Source organism: Arthrobacter mangrovi, assembly GCF_026011795.1.
Classification (GTDB): Bacteria; Actinomycetota; Actinomycetes; order Actinomycetales; family Micrococcaceae; genus Crystallibacter; species Crystallibacter mangrovi.
In genome coordinates this window covers 1-17,184 of sequence record NZ_BRVS01000028.1, presented here as the reverse complement: position 1 = coordinate 17,184, position 17,184 = coordinate 1, and the positions used below count along the sequence as shown (strand labels likewise).

14 protein-coding genes and 2 riboswitches are annotated in these 17,184 nt (G+C 68.0%); of the genes, 2 read left to right on the top strand and 12 right to left on the bottom strand.

Annotated elements, in window-relative coordinates; translation table 11 throughout:
* Nucleotides 1-30: 30 nt before the first annotated feature.
* Both AHIS1636_RS18280 and AHIS1636_RS18275 read right to left on the bottom strand, forming a co-directional pair.
* A complete protein-coding gene (locus AHIS1636_RS18280; RefSeq protein ID WP_264797290.1) occupies nt 31-753 on the bottom strand; it encodes a hypothetical protein in 723 nt (240 codons plus the stop codon).
* A gap of 26 nt (nt 754-779) precedes the next feature.
* The gene (locus AHIS1636_RS18275; protein WP_264797289.1) at nt 780-1,538 is read right to left on the bottom strand and encodes a DUF5058 family protein; all 759 of its coding nucleotides are present in this window, start codon (nt 1,536-1,538) and stop codon (nt 780-782) included.
* Nucleotides 1,539-1,681: 143 nt separating this feature from the next.
* Here AHIS1636_RS18275 and AHIS1636_RS18270 point away from each other — a divergent pair, with 143 nt between their 5' ends.
* Nucleotides 1,682-2,683 (top strand): Lrp/AsnC family transcriptional regulator, encoded by a 1,002-nt coding sequence (locus AHIS1636_RS18270; protein WP_264797288.1) that lies wholly within the window; start codon nt 1,682-1,684, stop codon nt 2,681-2,683.
* A gap of 69 nt (nt 2,684-2,752) precedes the next feature.
* On the opposite strand, the gene AHIS1636_RS18265 is transcribed toward AHIS1636_RS18270, so the two are convergent.
* The 9 genes from AHIS1636_RS18265 to AHIS1636_RS18225 all read right to left on the bottom strand — a co-directional run bounded on the left by AHIS1636_RS18265 (nt 2,753) and on the right by AHIS1636_RS18225 (nt 14,556).
* On the bottom strand, nt 2,753-4,168 hold the full coding sequence (locus AHIS1636_RS18265; protein WP_264797287.1) for an L-serine ammonia-lyase: 1,416 nt from the start codon (nt 4,166-4,168) through the stop codon (nt 2,753-2,755).
* A 9-nt stretch (nt 4,169-4,177) separates the two neighbouring features.
* Nucleotides 4,178-5,503 carry a serine hydroxymethyltransferase gene (gene glyA / locus AHIS1636_RS18260; RefSeq protein WP_264797286.1) on the bottom strand — a complete coding sequence of 442 codons (1,326 nt, stop codon included), beginning with the start codon at nt 5,501-5,503 and terminating at the stop codon, nt 4,178-4,180.
* On the bottom strand, nt 5,500-5,880 hold the full coding sequence (gcvH, locus tag AHIS1636_RS18255) for a glycine cleavage system protein GcvH (RefSeq protein WP_264797284.1): 381 nt from the start codon (nt 5,878-5,880) through the stop codon (nt 5,500-5,502). The genes glyA and gcvH overlap by 4 nt, the downstream gene beginning before the upstream one ends.
* A gap of 120 nt (nt 5,881-6,000) precedes the next feature.
* Nucleotides 6,001-7,137: a glycine cleavage system aminomethyltransferase GcvT gene (gene gcvT / locus AHIS1636_RS18250; RefSeq protein ID WP_264797282.1), complete on the bottom strand. Its 1,137-nt coding sequence runs from the start codon at nt 7,135-7,137 to the stop codon at nt 6,001-6,003.
* Nucleotides 7,138-7,158: 21 nt separating this feature from the next.
* Nucleotides 7,159-10,032: an aminomethyl-transferring glycine dehydrogenase gene (gcvP, locus tag AHIS1636_RS18245; RefSeq protein ID WP_264797281.1), complete on the bottom strand. Its 2,874-nt coding sequence runs from the start codon at nt 10,030-10,032 to the stop codon at nt 7,159-7,161.
* A 153-nt stretch (nt 10,033-10,185) separates the two neighbouring features.
* A riboswitch (glycine riboswitch) is annotated at nt 10,186-10,284 on the bottom strand.
* Nucleotides 10,285-10,429: 145 nt separating this feature from the next.
* Entirely contained in the window at nt 10,430-11,887 is a 1,458-nt protein-coding gene (gene cycA / locus AHIS1636_RS18240) for a D-serine/D-alanine/glycine transporter (protein ID WP_264797279.1), read from the bottom strand.
* A 359-nt stretch (nt 11,888-12,246) separates the two neighbouring features.
* A riboswitch (glycine riboswitch) is annotated at nt 12,247-12,338 on the bottom strand.
* Nucleotides 12,339-12,471: 133 nt separating this feature from the next.
* Entirely contained in the window at nt 12,472-12,987 is a 516-nt protein-coding gene (locus AHIS1636_RS18235) for a mycothiol transferase (RefSeq protein WP_264797278.1), read from the bottom strand.
* A 37-nt stretch (nt 12,988-13,024) separates the two neighbouring features.
* Nucleotides 13,025-13,504, bottom strand: coding sequence for a protealysin inhibitor emfourin (locus AHIS1636_RS18230; RefSeq protein WP_264797277.1), 480 nt, complete (start codon nt 13,502-13,504; stop codon nt 13,025-13,027).
* The gene (locus AHIS1636_RS18225; RefSeq protein ID WP_264797276.1) at nt 13,501-14,556 is read right to left on the bottom strand and encodes a M4 family metallopeptidase; all 1,056 of its coding nucleotides are present in this window, start codon (nt 14,554-14,556) and stop codon (nt 13,501-13,503) included. Before AHIS1636_RS18225 ends, AHIS1636_RS18230 begins: the two co-directional genes overlap by 4 nt.
* A gap of 112 nt (nt 14,557-14,668) precedes the next feature.
* On the opposite strand from AHIS1636_RS18225, the gene AHIS1636_RS18220 reads away from it, so the two are divergent.
* Nucleotides 14,669-16,654, top strand: coding sequence for an MFS transporter (locus AHIS1636_RS18220; RefSeq protein WP_264797275.1), 1,986 nt, complete (start codon nt 14,669-14,671; stop codon nt 16,652-16,654).
* A gap of 19 nt (nt 16,655-16,673) precedes the next feature.
* Here the strand turns inward: AHIS1636_RS18220 and AHIS1636_RS18215 are convergent.
* The coding region (locus tag AHIS1636_RS18215) for an FCD domain-containing protein (RefSeq protein WP_264797273.1) at nt 16,674-17,184 on the bottom strand (511 nt) is incomplete at its 5' end.

The window sequence follows — 17,184 nt, the reverse complement described above, 5'->3', positions numbered from 1 at the left end:
ACTCTCTCTGGCGGAACGGAAGGAATGCAGTCAGGCTACGACGTCGGAGGTGCGCCGGCGGGCAAACCACGCGATGAAGATCGTACCGATGACGGAGATTGCGGTGGACATCATGCTCAGCGCGGGCACCAGCGGCAGCAGGACGAACTGGACCACCAGGACGACGCCGAACGCGATCAGGGTCGGCCGCAGCTGCTTCATGGACACGATGGCCTGCACGATCACGGCGCCCATGACGGCGGGCAGGACATACAGGCGCGCCACCGCAATAAGGTCCTCGGGAATGACGCTGATCAGCCATGTGCCCAACAGGCCCACGAAGACCAGCAGGGACGTCAGGTGCACCGCGGCGGCACCGCAGATGGCCATCACGGCGGCAAGATCGCCGCGCTTGGTCCCCGGCTTGGCGCCGATGTTGGTCTGCGCGACCAGCGCCGAGGGCAGCAGCTTGTTGGAAATGTTGCCGATCATGAACGCCTGGTACATCGCGGCCGGCCCGAGGATCGGGAAGTAGGTCAGCGGCTCCACGAGCCAGATGACGAAGAAGGTGCCGGCCACGGCGGCGAACGCGGTCCACAACTGGGACGTTGCGACATCCAGGTTGCCGAAAATAACCAGGTACATGGGGCCGGCGAGGGAGATGATGAGGCCGGCGATCATGGTCAGCTGCCCCCAGCGCGAGGTGGTGCGGTCGAATTCATCGAGGCTGGCGGTGCTGGCGGTGTCGGTCCGGGCGGTCAGCGATGTGGACATGGAGGTATCCTTTTCGGTTCGGTGGATTAGGCGACGGGACTGAGGCCGGCACCGTGGGCAAAGTAGGCGACGGTCAAGCCGGCGAGGATCGCGAAGCCCAAACCCCATTCGCGCAGCCAGTTCTTGCCGAGCTTCCTGGACAGGAAGACGCACAGGCCCATGACGGCCGCCGCGGAGAGCAGCGTCACCACGTGGGCGGCGCTCTTGGGCAGTTCAGCGGTGCCCAGCGAGATGAAGGCAGCCAGCAGGGCGGCCGCGGGCACTACGGTCATGATGGCCGGGTTCACCTTAGCCAGCTTGTGTCCGCCGCGCTTGAGGATCGGGGTGAAGACGAGCGTGGCGAGCATCCACATCGCGCCGCCCAGGCTCATGGCGAAGAAGGCCACCGCGAAGACCTGCTGGGTGTAGGTGTCGCCACCCAAGGCGGCGCCCATCGTCGTGGCGGAAACGTTGGCCGCCCCGGTCTCGTAGGCGGCGGAACCGATCAGGCCGATCCGGACCAGTACTGCCGGGGTGCCGAACAGGGCCAGCAGCGCCACGGCTACCAGCACCACGGCCAGCGAAGGGCCGATGGCGGCGATCGCGCCGGAGCGGAAGGACGTCTTGAGCTCGTCCTGCGTCATGCCGGCGGCCGGCGCGGCCTTGCGCGCGGCGCGCATGTAGATCACGGACTGGATGATGATGACCGCAAAGACGCCGAGGCCGCAGATCCACAGGACCGGCGAGTTGGCGACCGCCAGGATATCCGTGGAGCTTCCGTCCAGGGGTAGGGCGAGAGGTGTCATGATGCTCTTCTCTATGCGAAGCCGCTCAGGGCCATGTACTTGAAACTGACTTACAGTCTGCAGTGACCTACAGCACATTCCCGAAAATCGCTGATATTATTCACTCGCATGCCATCACAATGAGAAAACGATCAGGGGGGCGCGTGGAACTGGACGAGGAAGACCTGCAGCTGATCAACGCGCTGCAGATCGGGCCGCGGCTGCCGTGGACCCAACTGGGCGAGGTACTGGACCGGCACCCGACGTCGCTGGCGGCCCGGTGGGACCGGCTGACATCGGCCGGGGCAGCCTGGATCAACGCGCACCCGCTGGGCGATCCGCAGCAGATGACCCTGTCCTTCCACGACGTGCAGTGCGATCCGGCCCGCCGCCAGGAAGTGTCCGCCGCGCTGGCCCGGCTGCCGGATGTCTTTAGCATCGAGGAATGCCACCGGAACCGGGACATGATGCTCACGGTCATCACGCCCACCACCACCTGGCTGGCGGACTCCGTCTATCCCCAGCTGGACCGCATCCCCGGCCTCATCCGCTACCAGTCTTCCTTCTGCACGAAACTCCACTTTGGGGCGGCCGACTGGCAGCTGGGCGCGCTGTCCTCCGGGCAGGTGCGGAAGCTGCGGGAGCTGAGCGCGCCGCCGGAGCAGTACCATGGGCCGCTTCCCGCCAGCTATCCGGATATCATCAGGCAGCTCGCACGCAACGGCCGGGCCACGGCGGCGGAGATCGCCGAGGCCACGGGGCTCCACCAGGCAACCGCGCGGCGGCAGCTTCAGCGGATCCTCAACAGCCGGACCATGGCCTTCCGCTGCGAGGTGGCCCAGGGACTGGCGGGTTATCCGATCGTCTGCGAATGGACCGGCCGGCTGCCGGCCGGTGAGCACGATGATGCGGCCCGCGTGCTGGCCGGCCTGGGCGGCCTGCGCCTGTGCGCCTCCACCACCGGAGACACGAACTTCATGTTCATGATGTGGCTGCGCGGTCCGGCGGACATCATGGCGGCGGAGCGTTCCATCGGAGAGCTGATCCCGCGGCTGGACCTGGTCGAGAGCGTCGTCATCGCCAGGATTCCCAAGCGCGTGGGCTGGATGCTCAATCCGGACGGAACGGCAAGCGGGGAAGTCGTGGTCCCGGGCGAGGCCTGGTAGGACCGGCCCCGCCCGGGACCGCTGCGGGACACGGGCCCGTGAGCGCCCTTAGCGCCGCTTAGCGCTGCGTCAGCACTCCACCACGTTGACGGCGAGGCCGCCCATCGCGGTTTCCTTGTACTTGTCGCTCATGTCCTTGCCGGTTTCCCGCATGGTCACGATGACCTCGTCCAGCGAGACCCGGTGCGTGCCGTCGCCCCAGAGCGCCATCTTGGCTGCGTTGACGGCCTTGGCCGCGCCGATGGCGTTGCGCTCGATGCACGGCACCTGCACTAGCCCGCCGATCGGATCGCAGGTCAGGCCCAGGTTGTGTTCCATCGCGATCTCGGCCGCGTTCTCGACCTGCGCCGGCGACCCGCCAAGCACCTCGGCCAGGCCGGCCGCCGCCATCGATGATGCGGAGCCGACCTCGCCCTGACAGCCGACCTCGGCGCCGGAGATCGAGGCCTGCTCCTTGTACAGCACGCCGACGGCGCCCGCGGCGAGCAGGAACTTCACGACGACCTGTTCGCGGTCCTCCCGGGTGGCCTTGTCCATGCCGGGCGCGTAGTGCGTGGCGTAGAACATGACGGCAGGGATGATCCCGGCCGCGCCGTTGGTCGGGGCGGTGACCACGCGCCCGCCGGAGGCGTTCTCCTCGTTCACGGCCAGCGCGACCAGGTTGACCCATTCCTGCCAGTACTTCGGGTCCCGGTCCTTGTCTTCCTTGCGCAGCCGGTCATGCCAGTCGGGAGCACGACGGCGGACGTTCAGTCCCCCGGGCAGGGTGCCTTCACGCTTGATCGCGGAATCCTTGCACTCCTCCATGACCTGCCAGATGTGCAGCAGGCCGGAGCGGATCTCCTCCTCGGAACGCGAGGCCTTCTCGTTGAGCATCATGATGTCGCTGATGCCCAGGCCCGTGTTGCGGCAGTGTTCCAGCAGTTCGGCCGCCGTGCGGAACGGATACGGCAGCTGCTCCTTCGACTCCTCGAGCTCCTCCGCGGCGGCGTCTTCCTCGCCCTCGCGGACAATGAAGCCGCCGCCCACGGAGAAGAACGTTGCCTCGTGAAGCACATCCCCGGCGTCGTTCTTTGCCTGCAGCTTCATGCCGTTGGTGTGCCGGGGCAGCACGGTCAACGGGTGCAGGACCATGTCCTCCACCTTGTAGTCGATCGTGGCCCCGGCAGCACCGCTGACCTGGGAGCAGAGCTGCAGCCTGCCGGTTTCCGCCATGTCTGCCAGGCGCGAATCGACCTCGTCGGGAAGGATCAGCTCCGGGTGGAAGCCTTCCAGTCCCAGCATGACCGCCGTGAAGGTGCCGTGTCCGCGGCCGGTCGCGGCGAGCGAACCGTAGAGGTCCACGCGCAGCCCGGCCACCTGGTCGAGGACTCCGGTCGAAACCAGCTCCTCGGCGAAGACGGCGGCAGCCCGCATCGGGCCCACAGTGTGCGAACTGGAGGGGCCGATGCCGACAGTGAAGAGATCGAATACGCCTACAGCCATGGTGGCCTCCTAGTGCCCTTCGGTTTCCTTGGAGACCGGAGCGACGTCCGGGTACAAGGGATGTGCTTCCGCCAGCGCCTCAACGCGGGCCTTCAGGCCCGAGAGGTCCGCATCCGGACCGGCGATGAGCGCCTCGGCGATGATGTCGGCGACCTCGCGGAACGCCTCCTCGCTGAACCCGCGGGTAGCCAGGGCAGGCGTGCCGATCCGCAGGCCCGAGGTCACCATCGGCGGCCGCGGGTCGAACGGGACGGCGTTGCGGTTGACGGTGATGTCGATCGCCGCGAGGAGGTCCTCCGCCTGCTGCCCGTCCAGCTCGGAGTTGCGCAGGTCCACGAGGACCAGGTGCACGTCCGTGCCGCCGGTCAGGACGGTCACGCCCTTCGCCGCCACGTCCGGCTGCGACAGGCGCTCGGCGAGGGCCTTCGAACCGGCCAGTGTCCGGCGCTGGCGCTCGGCGAATTCCTCCGAGGCGGCGATCTTGAACGCCACGGCCTTGCCCGCGATGACGTGCTCGAGCGGTCCGCCCTGCTGGCCCGGGAAGACCGCGGAGTTGATCTTCTTGGCGATGTCCGCCTCGTTGGTCAGGATGAGGCCGCCGCGCGGACCCGCGAGGGTCTTGTGCGTGGTGGACGTGACGACGTGGGCGTGCGGGACCGGCGACGGGTGCAGGCCGGTGGCGACCAGTCCGGCGAAGTGCGCCATGTCCACCATGAGGTAGGCGCCGACGGAATCGGCGATCCGGCGGAACTCGGCGAAGTCCAGCTGCCGCGGGTAGGCGGACCAGCCGGCGACGATCAGCTGCGGCTTGTGCTCCTGCGCGAGGCGCTCGACCTCGGCCATGTCGATCAGGTAGTCCTGCTCGGAGACGCCGTAAGCCACGACGTTGTAGAGCTTGCCGGAGAAGTTGATCTTCATGCCGTGCGTCAGGTGGCCGCCGTGCGCCAGGTTCAGCCCCAGGATGGTGTCCCCGGGCTTGATCAGCGCGTGCATGACGGAGGCGTTGGCCTGCGCGCCGGAGTGCGGCTGGACGTTCGCGAAGTCTGCTCCGAAGAGCGCCTTCACCCGGTCGATCGCCAGCTGCTCGATGACGTCCACGTATTCGCAGCCGCCGTAGTAGCGGCGGCCCGGGTAGCCCTCGGCGTACTTGTTCGTGACGACCGAGCCCTGCGCCTGCATCACGGCGACGGCGGTGTGGTTCTCCGAGGCGATCATTTCCAGGCCGCCCTGCTGGCGGCGCAGCTCGTTGTCGATCTGGGCGGCGATCTCGGGATCGAGGGCGCCCAGGTCAGCGTTCAGGCTGGCGCTGGTGACCGCGGTCAATGCCTGGGTCATGCGACCTCACCACCGTTGGCGGAAGCGTACTCTTCGGCGGAGAGCAGCGGGCCCTCTTCGGAGACCTCGACGGTGAAGAGCCAGCCCTCGCCGTACGGGTCGGAGTTCAGCAGGGCAGGGTCGTCGATCGCGGCCTGGTTGACCTCGACCACGGTTCCGGTCACCGGAGCGTAGAGGTCGGAGACGGACTTGGTCGACTCGACCTCGCCGCAGGTCTGGCCGGCGGTGACGGTGGAGCCGGCCTCGGGCAGGTCGACGTAGACAACGTCGCCCAGCGCGTCGGCCGCGATCTGGGAGATGCCGACCTTGACTGGGCTGGCGCCGTCGACCCACTCATGCTCGGCGGAGTAGCGCAGGCTGGACAGGACTTTGCTCATGGGGGAAACCCTTTCAGACAGAAGGTGGTGGAAAACGGGTGGCACCGGACGGGACCCGGCAACAAGGCTACGCGTCGGCGTTCAGCCGTGTTGCCGGATCCCGCGCCGGGCGGGGGTTTGTTACTTTTCGCGCTTGTAGAAGGGCAGGCCGACGACCTCGAAGGGCTCGGCCTTTCCACGCAGGTCGATGTCCAGCTTGGTGCCCGGCTCCGCGAACTCGGCGTCCACGTAGGCCAGGGCAACCGGGTAGCCGAGGGTCGGGCTCGGCTGGCCGGAGGTAACCTCGCCGACCGCCTTGCCGTCCTTCAGCACCGGATAGTGGGCGCGTCCGGCGCGGCGGCCCAGGCCCTTGAGCCCGACGAGCTTGCGGGCAGAGCCCTTCTCCTTCTGGGCCTCCAGCGCCGCGCGGCCGACGAATTCGCCTTCCTTCTTCAGTGCGACGACGGGGCCGAGGCCTGCGTCGTACGGGCTGACCTCGAGGGAGAGCTCATTGCCGTACAGCGGCATGCCGGCCTCGAGGCGAAGGGAGTCGCGGCAGGCCAGGCCGGCCGGAACCAGACCCTGCTCCTTGCCGGCTTCCAGCAGCGCGGTCCACAGCGCGGCGGCCTGCTCGTTCGGCACGTAGATCTCGAAGCCGTCCTCGCCGGTGTAGCCGGTGCGGGCGAGAAGCAGCTTGGCCGGGGCGCCGCCCACGGTGAAGGTCACGTCCTCCGCGGCGTAGTACTTCATGTCGGCGACGACGCCGGCCTCGGCGGCCGGGACCAGCTTGTGCAGGATCTCCACCGAGTTCGGACCCTGCACGGCCACGAGTGAGGTCGCGGCCGTGGCGTTCTCCACGGTGACGTCGAAGTCCTTGGCGCGCTCGGTCATCGCTTCGAAGACCGCGTCCGCGTTGCCGGCGTTCGGCACCACGAGGTAGCGGTCCTCGGCGCGCCGGTAGCTGATCAGGTCGTCGATGATGCCGCCGTCCTGGTTGCAGATCAGCGAGTACTTGGCCTTGCCGACGGCGATCGCCGACAGCTTGCCCACCAGGGCGTAGTCGAGGAACTTCGCGGCGTCCGGGCCAGTGACCCACAGCTCGCCCATGTGGGAGAGGTCGAACAGCCCGGCCGTCTTGCGGACGGCGTGGTGCTCGGCCAGCTCGCTGCTGTACTTCAGCGGCATCTGCCAGCCGCCGAAGTCGGTGAAGGACGCGCCGAGCTTCTGGTGCTCTTCGTACAGTGCGGTATACCGCTGGGTGGTGGTTTCAGCGTTCATGGTCTCTACGGAACCTTTTCGTTAGTTGGCCGACTCGGCGAATTCTTCGATGGGCGGGCAGGAGCAGATCAGGTTCCGGTCTCCGCCCGCGCCGTCGATGCGGCCGACCGGTGCGAAGTACTTGTCCACCTTCAGGTTCGGCAGCGGGAACACCGCCTGCTCTCGCGAGTACTTGCGGTCCCAGTCGCTGCTGACCACGGCGGCCGCGGTGTGCGGGGACAGCCGCAGCGGGCTTTCCTCGACGCCGAAGTCACCCTTGATGACCTGCTCGATCTCGCCGCGGATGGAGATCATGGCTTCGATGAAGCGCTCGATCTCGGCCAAGTCCTCGGACTCGGTCGGCTCCACCATCAGCGTGCCCGCCACCGGGAAGGCCAGGGTCGGGGCGTGGAAGCCGTAGTCGATCAGGCGCTTGGCCACATCCTCGGCGGTCACGCCGGACTTGGAGGTGAGCTCGCGCAGGTCCAGGATGCACTCGTGCGCGACCAGGCCCTTGTTGCCGGTGTAGAGCACCGGGAAGTGCTCGTTCAGGCGGGACGCGATGTAGTTCGCAGCCAGCAGCGCGGTCTTGGTGGCATTGGTCAGGCCCTCGGCGCCCATCATGGCCACGTAGGCCCAGGAAATCTGCAGCACGCCTGCGGAGCCGTACTTCGAGGCCGAAACCGGGACACCCTTGCCTTCGTGCTCGGCCAGCGCCGCGTTGCCGGGCAGGAACGGCACCAGGTGCTCCGCCACTGCGACCGGGCCGACGCCGGGACCGCCGCCGCCGTGCGGGATGCAGAAGGTCTTGTGCAGGTTCAGGTGGGAGACGTCCCCGCCGAACTTGCCGGGCTGCGCGAGGCCGACCAGCGCGTTGAGGTTGGCGCCGTCGATGTAGACCTGCCCGCCCGCCGCGTGCACGGCGTCGCAGACCTGGCGGACGTCGGCGTCGTACACGCCGTGCGTGGACGGGTAGGTGATCATGATGGCAGCGAGGTTGTCCTTGTGCTGCTCGATCTTGGCCTCGAGGTCCGTGTGGTCGATCGTGCCGTCGGAAGCGGTCGCTACAACGACGACCTTCATGCCGGCCAGCACCGCCGAGGCGGCGTTGGTGCCGTGGGCGGAGGCGGGAATCAGGCAGATGTTGCGCTGCTCGTTGCCCTGCGACAGGTGGTACCGGCGGATGGCCAGCAGGCCCGCGTACTCACCCTGCGAACCGGCGTTCGGCTGGATGGACACGCCGGCGTAGCCGGTGATCGCGGACAGCCGGGCTTCCAGGTCCTCGATCAGCTCGCGCCAGCCCTGCGTCTGGTGGTCCGGAGCGAAGGGGTGGATGGTGGCGAACTCCGGCCAGGTCATGGATTCCATCTCGGCCGTGGCGTTGAGCTTCATGGTGCAGGAGCCCAGCGGGATCATGGTGCGGTCCAGCGCCAGGTCGCGGTCCGAGAGGCGGCGCAGGTAGCGCAGCATCTGCGTTTCCGAACGGTGGCTGTGGAAGACCGGGTGGTTCAGGTAGGACGAGGTCCGCTGCACGGACGCGTCCAGCTCGAAGCCCAGGCCCGAGCCGGCCGCGGCGGCGATGCGCTCCGCGGCGCCATCCACGCCGAAGGATTCGGCCACAGCGGCCAGGTGCTCCGCCGTCGTCGATTCACCGGTGGAAATGCCCACCTGGTCCGCGTCGATGACCCGCAGGTTGATGCCCTTGGCCTCGGCCGCGGCGATGACCTCGGCGGCCTTGCCCGGAACCTTGACGGTGAGGGTGTCGAAGAACTGCTCGGAGGCCAGTTCCAGGCCGGCGTCGCGCAGCACGGTGGCCAGCGTGCGGGCCTGCGCGTTGGCGCGCTGGGCGATGGCCTTCAGTCCTTCGGGGCCGTGGTAGACGGCGTACATGCCGGAGACGATGGCCAGCAGCGCCTGCGCGGTGCAGATGTTGGACGTGGCCTTTTCGCGGCGGATGTGCTGCTCGCGGGTCTGCAGGGCCAGGCGGTAGGCCGGGCGTCCGGCGGAGTCCTTGGACACGCCGACCAGTCGGCCGGGCAGCTGGCGCTCCAGGCCCTTGTGCACGGCCATGTACGCGGCGTGCGGGCCGCCGTAGAACAGCGGAACGCCGAAGCGCTGCGAATTGCCGACGGCGATGTCCGCGCCCTGCTCCCCGGGGGGCGTGATCAGGGTCAGGGCCAGCAGGTCGGCGGCGACGGTGACCATGGCGCCGCGTTCCTTCGCTTCGGCGATGACCTGCGTGTGGTCGGCCACGCGGCCGGACACGCCCGGCTGCTGGAGCACGATGCCGGACAGGTCGCCCTCGGGCAGGCCGGCGGTCAGGTCGGCGACCTCGACCTCGAAGCCCAGCGCCTCGGCGCGGCCCTTGACGACGGCGATCGTCTGCGGCAGCAGGTCAGCGTCGAGGACGGTCTTGCCCTCGGCGTGCTTCTTGTTGCCGCGGCGCATGAGCAGCACGGCCTCCGCGACCGCGGTGGCTTCGTCCAGCAGGGAGGCGTTGGCGATGGCCAGGCCGGTCAGGTCTTCGACCATGGTCTGGAAGTTCAGCAGGGCTTCGAGCCGGCCCTGGGAGATTTCCGGCTGGTACGGCGTGTAGGCGGTGTACCAGGCCGGGGATTCGACGACGTTGCGGCGGATGACCGGCGGCGTGATCGTGTCGTAGTAGCCTTGGCCGATCATCTGGACCGCCGTCACGTTCTTGGCTGCCAGTGCGCGCAGGTCGGCCAGCACCTCGGCTTCGCTGCGGGCCGCCGGCAGGTCCAGCGGGGCCTGCTGGCGGATGTCGGCGGGAACTGCCGTGTCAACCAACTCGTCGAGGCTGGCGTAGCCAACCTGCTTGAGCATCGTCTCGGCGTCGCTGCTGCGCGGGCCGATATGGCGCTCGGCAAAGGGGGCGATGGTGGGTTGAACCGTCATGAAGGAACTCCGTTATTTGGGCTGGCATGCTCGGCACGCCATGTGGATCGGGTTCCTCCCCACTCTGTATTGGACCTGAGAGATTCCGCGGAACGAATCCGCTTGCACCGTCGGTGAGCCGGTTTCATGTGTCCGGCTGCTTTCCAGAGTTGCCTCTCCGCGGCGGTACAGGTGCCTGAGAGATTCCTGGGGAGGTATTGCTCCTACGGCGCCTGCTGACTAGTACCAGCAGGACTCTCCCGCCGCATGTCGAAGGCATGATTCAGTTATTGTCGATGTGAGCATCGTAACCGTTCCGGACCGGCCTCCACAAGAAGGCTTCCGCCCGGTGACGGCCCCGTTCCCGCCGGCCGCCGCGGGGTGTCCGCGGCGGCCCGGCGGGGCCTGCGTGCGCTGGTTAGTGCACGTCTGCGGGGCTTTCCTGCCGCGCCTCGTGCTCGCGCAGCTGGTTCCGGAACATCTCCGCGCGGGCCATGTGGACCGGGCTCCGGCGCAGGATCGCCCAGGCGACGCCGAGGACGACGAACCAGACCGGGGTCACCAGCAGCGCCATCAGGGTGTCCGGCTGCGTGGTCAACGCCCAGAGGACGAAGGCGAAGAACGCGAACACCACCCAGACCATCGCGATGCCGCCGGGCATCTTGAACTTGGACTCGTTGTGCAGGTGCGGACGTCGCTTCCGGAAGGCCAGGTAGCTGGCCAGGATGATCGACCAGACGAACATGAAGCAGACCGCGGACACCGTGGTCACCATGCCGAACGCCTCGCCAATGCTGTCGCCGGCGTAGAGGAGGACGACGCCGGAGAGCAGCAGGACGCAGGACAGGAACAGGGCGTTCTGCGGAACCTTGCGCGAGGAGAGCTTGCCGAGGACGGACGGAGCGTCGCCTTCCTGGGAGAGGCCGAAGACCATGCGGGAGGTCGAGTAGACGCCGGAGTTGGCCGAGGACATCGCCGAGGTCAGCACCACGAGGTTGACGATCGTGGCGGCCATCCCGAGTCCGGCCAGCGAGAACATGCCGATGAAGGGGCTGTGTCCGGCCTGGAACTCGGTCCACGGGGTGACGGCCATGAGGATGATCAGGGCGCCGACGTAGAAGAGCAGCACGCGGACGGGGATGGAGTTGATCGCCTTGGGGAGGTTCTTCTCCGGATCCTTGGCTTCCGCCGCCGTCGTTCCCACCAGTTCGATGCCCACGAAGGCGAAGACCGCGATCTGGAAGCCGGCCACGAAGCCCATGAATTCCTGCGGGAAGAAGCCGCCGTGGCTCCACAGGTTGCTGAAGGAGGCCGTACCGGCGGGGGTCTCGAAACCGGTGAAGATCATGACCAGGCCGGTGACGATCAGCGCCACGATGGCGACGATCTTGATCAGGGCGAACCAGAACTCGGTCTCGCCGAAGGCCTTGACGGTGGCAAGGTTCAGCATCAGCAGGACGGCCACGGTGAAGACGCCCGGGATCCAGAGCTGGATGCCCGGCACCAGCTCATTGGCGTAGCCGGCGATGGCGATAACGTCCGCGATGCCGGTGACCACCCAGCAGAACCAGTAGGTCCAGCCGGTGAAGAACCCGGCCCACGGGCCGAGGAGGTCGCCGGCGAAGTCGCTGAACGATTTGTAATTGAGGTTGCTCAGCAGCAGCTCGCCCATCGCCCGCATGACGAAGAACAGCATGAAGCCGATGATCATGTAAACGAAGATTACGGACGGTCCCGCAGCGGAGATCGTCTTGCCCGAACCCATGAACAGGCCGGTACCGATCGCACCTCCGATGGCGATCAGCTGGATGTGCCTGTTGCTGAGCTGGCGCTCCAGGTGGGGCGCCTTCCCAGTCGAGACGGCATCAGTTTTCACGTACAGCTCCTTGAATTGACAGGGTTTCGTTCCTCTTGGGCACGATGCAGGGCAGCCGGATGTCAGCCGAAAGCCCAGCCCTTGTCCGCGCGGAAATAGAGGTCGGCAGTGGTCCAGTCAGGGGGCCAGGGCCGGATGGAGGGGGTAGGCGCAGCTGCGCCCTGGTTGGGGGGATTTGGCGCTCTCGCTCGGGATCGCCATCTGGAACTCCATCACGTCAGGTGGCGCAGGCACGCCACGTTGATTCGGGTTCCTCCCCACTCTGTATGGAACCTGAGAGATTCGGGGTGCTGCATTGCTGCATGCGCCCTTGCCCCGACGGTGAGCCGCGCTGATGCGCGGCTGCTTTCCAGAGGTGCCTCGCCGCGGCGGTACATGGGCCTGAGAGATTCCCGGGGAGGGTTTGCTCCTTCGGCGCCTGCACGTGGCAGGACTCTCCCGCCGCAGATCACAAGCTGGTGCGCCACGAGTGACGCGACTCACACCTTAGCGGTTTTCGGCCGTGCAGCGCAACCCGTTTTCGGGCCGACCGTTCGGTCGGTCCGGCGGGGCGCGGCGACCGGCATCTGAAACCAGCCGCGGAATCAGGCTTCCCCGCGCCCGATCATGCCCTTCACATAGGCCGCCTGGCCGCAATGTTCCAGGCAGTCATCGAGGACGCTCACCAGCCGGACACCGAGCGTCACATGCGGGTTCCAGCGCGTATCCACAACTCGGTCCAGGTCATCCTCGGCCAGTCCGCGCAGGTAGTCCACGGTGGCGGCGTGGACCTCGTCGAAGTACTCCCTGAGCAGCGCGGGCGAGGCGACGCGCACCTTGTCGACCTGCCCCGAGCTGTGGCCAAAACCGGTGTCCCCGGTCTCCAGCGGCAGGCCGATCTTCGCAGCCCACCCGCCCTCGGTCCACTGCTGCCCCGTCCCGGCGACGTCGGCGATGTGGTCGTCCTGCACGCGGGAGAGGTGCCAGATGAGCCAGCCGATGGAGTTGCCTCCCCCGCCCGGCCGCACCGCGAGCTGCTCCGGCTCCAGCCCTTCGAGGATGTCGTGGACGCGTTCCCGGGCGCGGCCGTACGCGTCGATCAGCAGGTCGTTGAGTTTCATGGAGCTAGCGTACGACGACGCCGGGGAGCCGCGGCCCCTAGCGGCCGTCTTCGACGGGGCCGTCCGCCGGCGGCGGGAACAGCCTCTGGCCAGGCTCGGTGGCCCATCGGGACGGGTCCGTCACCGGCCGGTCCGGTTCCAGGACGTCATCGTCGACGTCATCGTCCCGGCCCACGGGAGGTTGCGGTCCCGACCCGGCGGCTTCGAACCCCCCGGCTGTTTCGCCGAGGGCCCCCGCTTCGCCCAGGCCCCCGGTGCGGGCCGCGTCCCTGGTCCTGTCCACCAAAGCGCGCCACGGGCCGGTCAGATGGTGTTCCGGCAGCGTCACCTCGCGCTCCCCCGCGCTGATGGAGTAGACATAGCGGTCGGGTTCGTTGGCGTCGTCCGGCACGTCATCCCACGGGCATGAATCGATCAGCGGCATCCAGACGTCGCCCAGCTCCGGCTGGGCGACGTCCACGGCCCACTGCGTGGTCAGTCCGGCGAACCCGCCGGTGCGCCTGACGTCGATCCTCATTCCAGTACGCCCACCTCTGTCCAGGCTGCCGTGACGGCCTTGAGTTCTTCTGAGTCCTTACCGTAGCGGCTTTCCGCGGCGGCCGCAGTAGCTTCAGCGAAGGCGGCGAAGCCGCTCTCGCGGCCGAGCCGGGTTCCGGTGATCGTGTCGTACCAGATCTGCCCCGCGCGCTCCCACGCATTGCCGCCCAACAGGACCGCCAGCCGGTAGAAGGCGTGGTTGGGGATGCCCGAGTTCAGGTGCACGCCGCCGTTGTCACCGCGGGTGTCCACGTAGCCCGCCATGGTGGCCGGCTGCGGATCCTTGCCAATGACGTCGTCGTCGTACGCGGTGCCCGGCGCCTTCATGGACCGCAGGGCGCTGCCGTTCACCTGGTCCGTGAAAAGGCCCGCGCCGATCAGCCAGCTCGCCTCCTCCGCGGTCTGTCCGAACCGGTGCTGTTCGACCAGCGCCGCGAAGACATCCGAAACCGATTCGTTCAACGCCCCGGGCTGGCCCTGGTACACGAGGTTGGCCGTATGCTGCATCACCCCGTGCGTCAGTTCGTGCCCGACCACGGACAGCGACTTGGTGAAGCGCTGGAAGACCTTGCCGTCGCCGTCGCCGAACACCATCCTGGTCCCGTTCCAGAAGGCGTTGTCGTAATCCTCGCCGTAGTGGACGGTGGCACGCAGGATCTCGCCGGCACCGTCCAGCGAATTGCGCCCGTACGCCTGAGCGTAGAGGTCGAACGTATAGCCCAGCCCGTCGTAAGCCTCGTTGACGGCGGGGTCCTGCACTTCGGCCTCGCCCTCGGTGCGGACACGGACGCCGGGCAGCCGTTCCTGGTGCTGCGCGTCGCTGATCCGCCGCGTCGGGTGCAGGCCCTCGCCGCCCGGTCCGGCCGGCGGCAGGATGCCCGGGTGCTCCCCTATCCGGGCACAGACCGCGTTCCGGCGCCGCCGGATGAGCGCATCCCTGCCAAGCGCACGCTGCGCCGCCTCCGCGACGGGCGCATCTTCCAGCAGGGACAGGCGGCGGAGCAGATAAGGCGGGACGAACGAGCAGTACATGCAGACCTCCTTGCGTCTACCCTCAGCGTAGGCTTCGGGTCCGGCATTTTGCTCCACCGCCAAGGGCTGTTCCGGCCCCCGTTCGGACACCACCGGCCGATACTCTTGTGGCATGCCTGAGTCTGCCGCCGCGCGCAAGCGCATGCCTATCTGGGCCGTCATCACCGTCCTGTGCCTCGCCGGCACGACGGTGTCGCTGCAGCAGACCATGGTGGTCCCGCTCCTGCCGGCGTTCCAGCAACTGCTCGGTGTCACCGCGGACGACGCTTCCTGGCTGGTCACGGCCACGCTGCTGACATCCGCCGTCGCCACCCCGATCGTGGCGCGGCTGGCGGACATGTTCGGCAAGCGGCGCATGATGCTCGTCTGCATCGTGCTGATGACGGCAGGTTCCATCGTCGCCGCCCTCGGCGGGAACTTCGCCACTATCGTGGCCGGCCGCTCCCTGCAGGGATTTTCGTCCGCGCTGATCCCGGTCGGCATCAGCATCATGCGGGACGAGCTCCCGCGCGAAAAAGTCAGCTCGGCCATCGCCCTGATGAGCGCGACCCTGGGCATCGGCGGCGCACTCGGACTGCCGCTCGGCGGGATCCTGTACCAGCAGGCCGGGTGGGAATCCGTCTTCTGGCTCTCCGCCGCCGTCGGCGTGGCGATCCTGGTGGCGGTGTTCGCCGTCGTCTCCGAATCGGATGTCATGACGCGCGGCCGCTTCGACTTCCTCGGTGCCGTGATGCTCTCGGTGATCCTGACCGCCCTGCTGCTGGCCATCTCGAAAGGCGGCAGCTGGGGCTGGGGCAGCGAGCCGACGATCCTGCTCTTCGTCGTCACCGCCGTGGGGCTGGCGCTCTGGATTCCATACTCGTTGAAGGTCAGCCAGCCGCTGGTCGACCTGCGCACCTCCGCGCGGCGCCCGGTGCTGCTGACCAACATCGGCTCCATCATGGTCGGCTTCGCGCTCTTCGCCAACATGCTGCTGAGCACCCAGCAGCTCCAGCTGCCGGCCGCCTCCGGATACGGCTTCGGGCTGGATCCGGTGGTCGCGGGGCTGGCCATGATTCCGTCCGGGCTCGCGATGGTGGTCTTCTCCCCTGTCTCCGGTGCCCTGATCAACCGCTACGGTGGAAGGGCCACGCTGATCGCCGGTTCGGCCATCATGGCCGCCGCTTACATCGGCCGCGTGTTCTTCAGCGATTCCATCAGCGCGGTCATCATTGGTTCGACGATCGTGAGCATCGGTTCGGCCGTGGCCTACGCCGCGATGCCCAGCCTGATCATGGCCAACGTCCCGATCACGGAGACCGCCTCCGCAAACGGCCTCAACGCGTTGCTGCGGGCCATCGGCACCTCGTCCTCGAGCGCCGCCGTCGCCGCCATCCTGGCGGGTGTGACGGTGACCGTCGGCGGCACGGTCTACCCCTCCATGGCCGCGTTCCAGGACGTGTTCTGGCTGGCGGCGCTGGCCTCCCTCGCGTCCTGTGCAGTGGTCTGGTTCGTCCCGCGCGCCGTTGCGGAACCGGTGCGGGCCGGCGCGCCCGCGGAAACGGCTGCGGCGGTGACGCAGGCGGGCGAGAGCGCCGAGACGGTGGTCGGCGGGACGACGCAGCGCCCCGACGGCCAACCCATCGCCCACGCGGTGGTCACCGTGATGAAGACGTCCGGGGAGCCCGTGGACTGGAGCCGGGCCAACAACGACGGCGAATTCTCCCTCGCGCTCCCCGGCCCCGGGGAATACCTGGTGGTGGCCAATGCCGACGGCTGGGCCCCGACGTCGAAAGTCGTCCGTTTCACGGGGACGGAACGCGGCGAACGGATCAGGCTGACCCAGCGGCTCACCATCACCGGCTGGGTACTGCGCGGCGGTGCCGCCCTGCCAGGAGCCCTGGTCGCGCTGAGCGCGCATTCCGGAGAATACATCGCCTCGACCCGCACCGACGATGCGGGCAGGTACGAGCTGCGGCTGCCGCCCGCGGGCCGCTACGTGATGACGGTGGTGGAGCCCGATACGCAGCGCACGCAGTCCCGCACGCTCGTGCTCAGGGCTGAATCGGAGGTGGCCAGCTTCGACCTGGTCGGCGCCGCCCGGGAAACCCTCCTTTGAACCTGCTGTCCGGGTCCGCCTAGGCTTCCGCGGGTGAGCCGCTGCCGCGCAGCTCCTCGGTCAGGACCCAGAACATGCGCCGCAGCCGCTGCACCGCCGCGTCCGGCTCATCCGCTTTCAGCAGCGCCACCGACTCCTTCCAGCCGTCGCTCCAGAGGAAATAGAACTCCGAGCGCGGGTACAGATAGAGCCGCCCCAGTGATCGCTCCAGGACGTGCTCGTTCACCGCGCGCAGCTCATCATGGTCGGCGGCTTCGACGATGATGCGGATGAGGTCCAGCAGGCTCTCGCGGGAGCCCGGCAGGTCCCCGCTATCGAGCGCGGCCTCCAGTTCCACGGCGCGGGCCTCCATCGCGGCGATGCCGCTACTGCCGATCCTCGGTGCGGCCCGTTCGAAGACGGCCACGAGCACCACCTCGAGGACATCGAGCAGCTGGATGGCATGCAGTTCATCGACGACGGCGATATGCCGGGACCCATCCGGCAGTGTTTCCACGAGTCCTTCGTCGGCCAGCTCCGCGAGGGCCTGG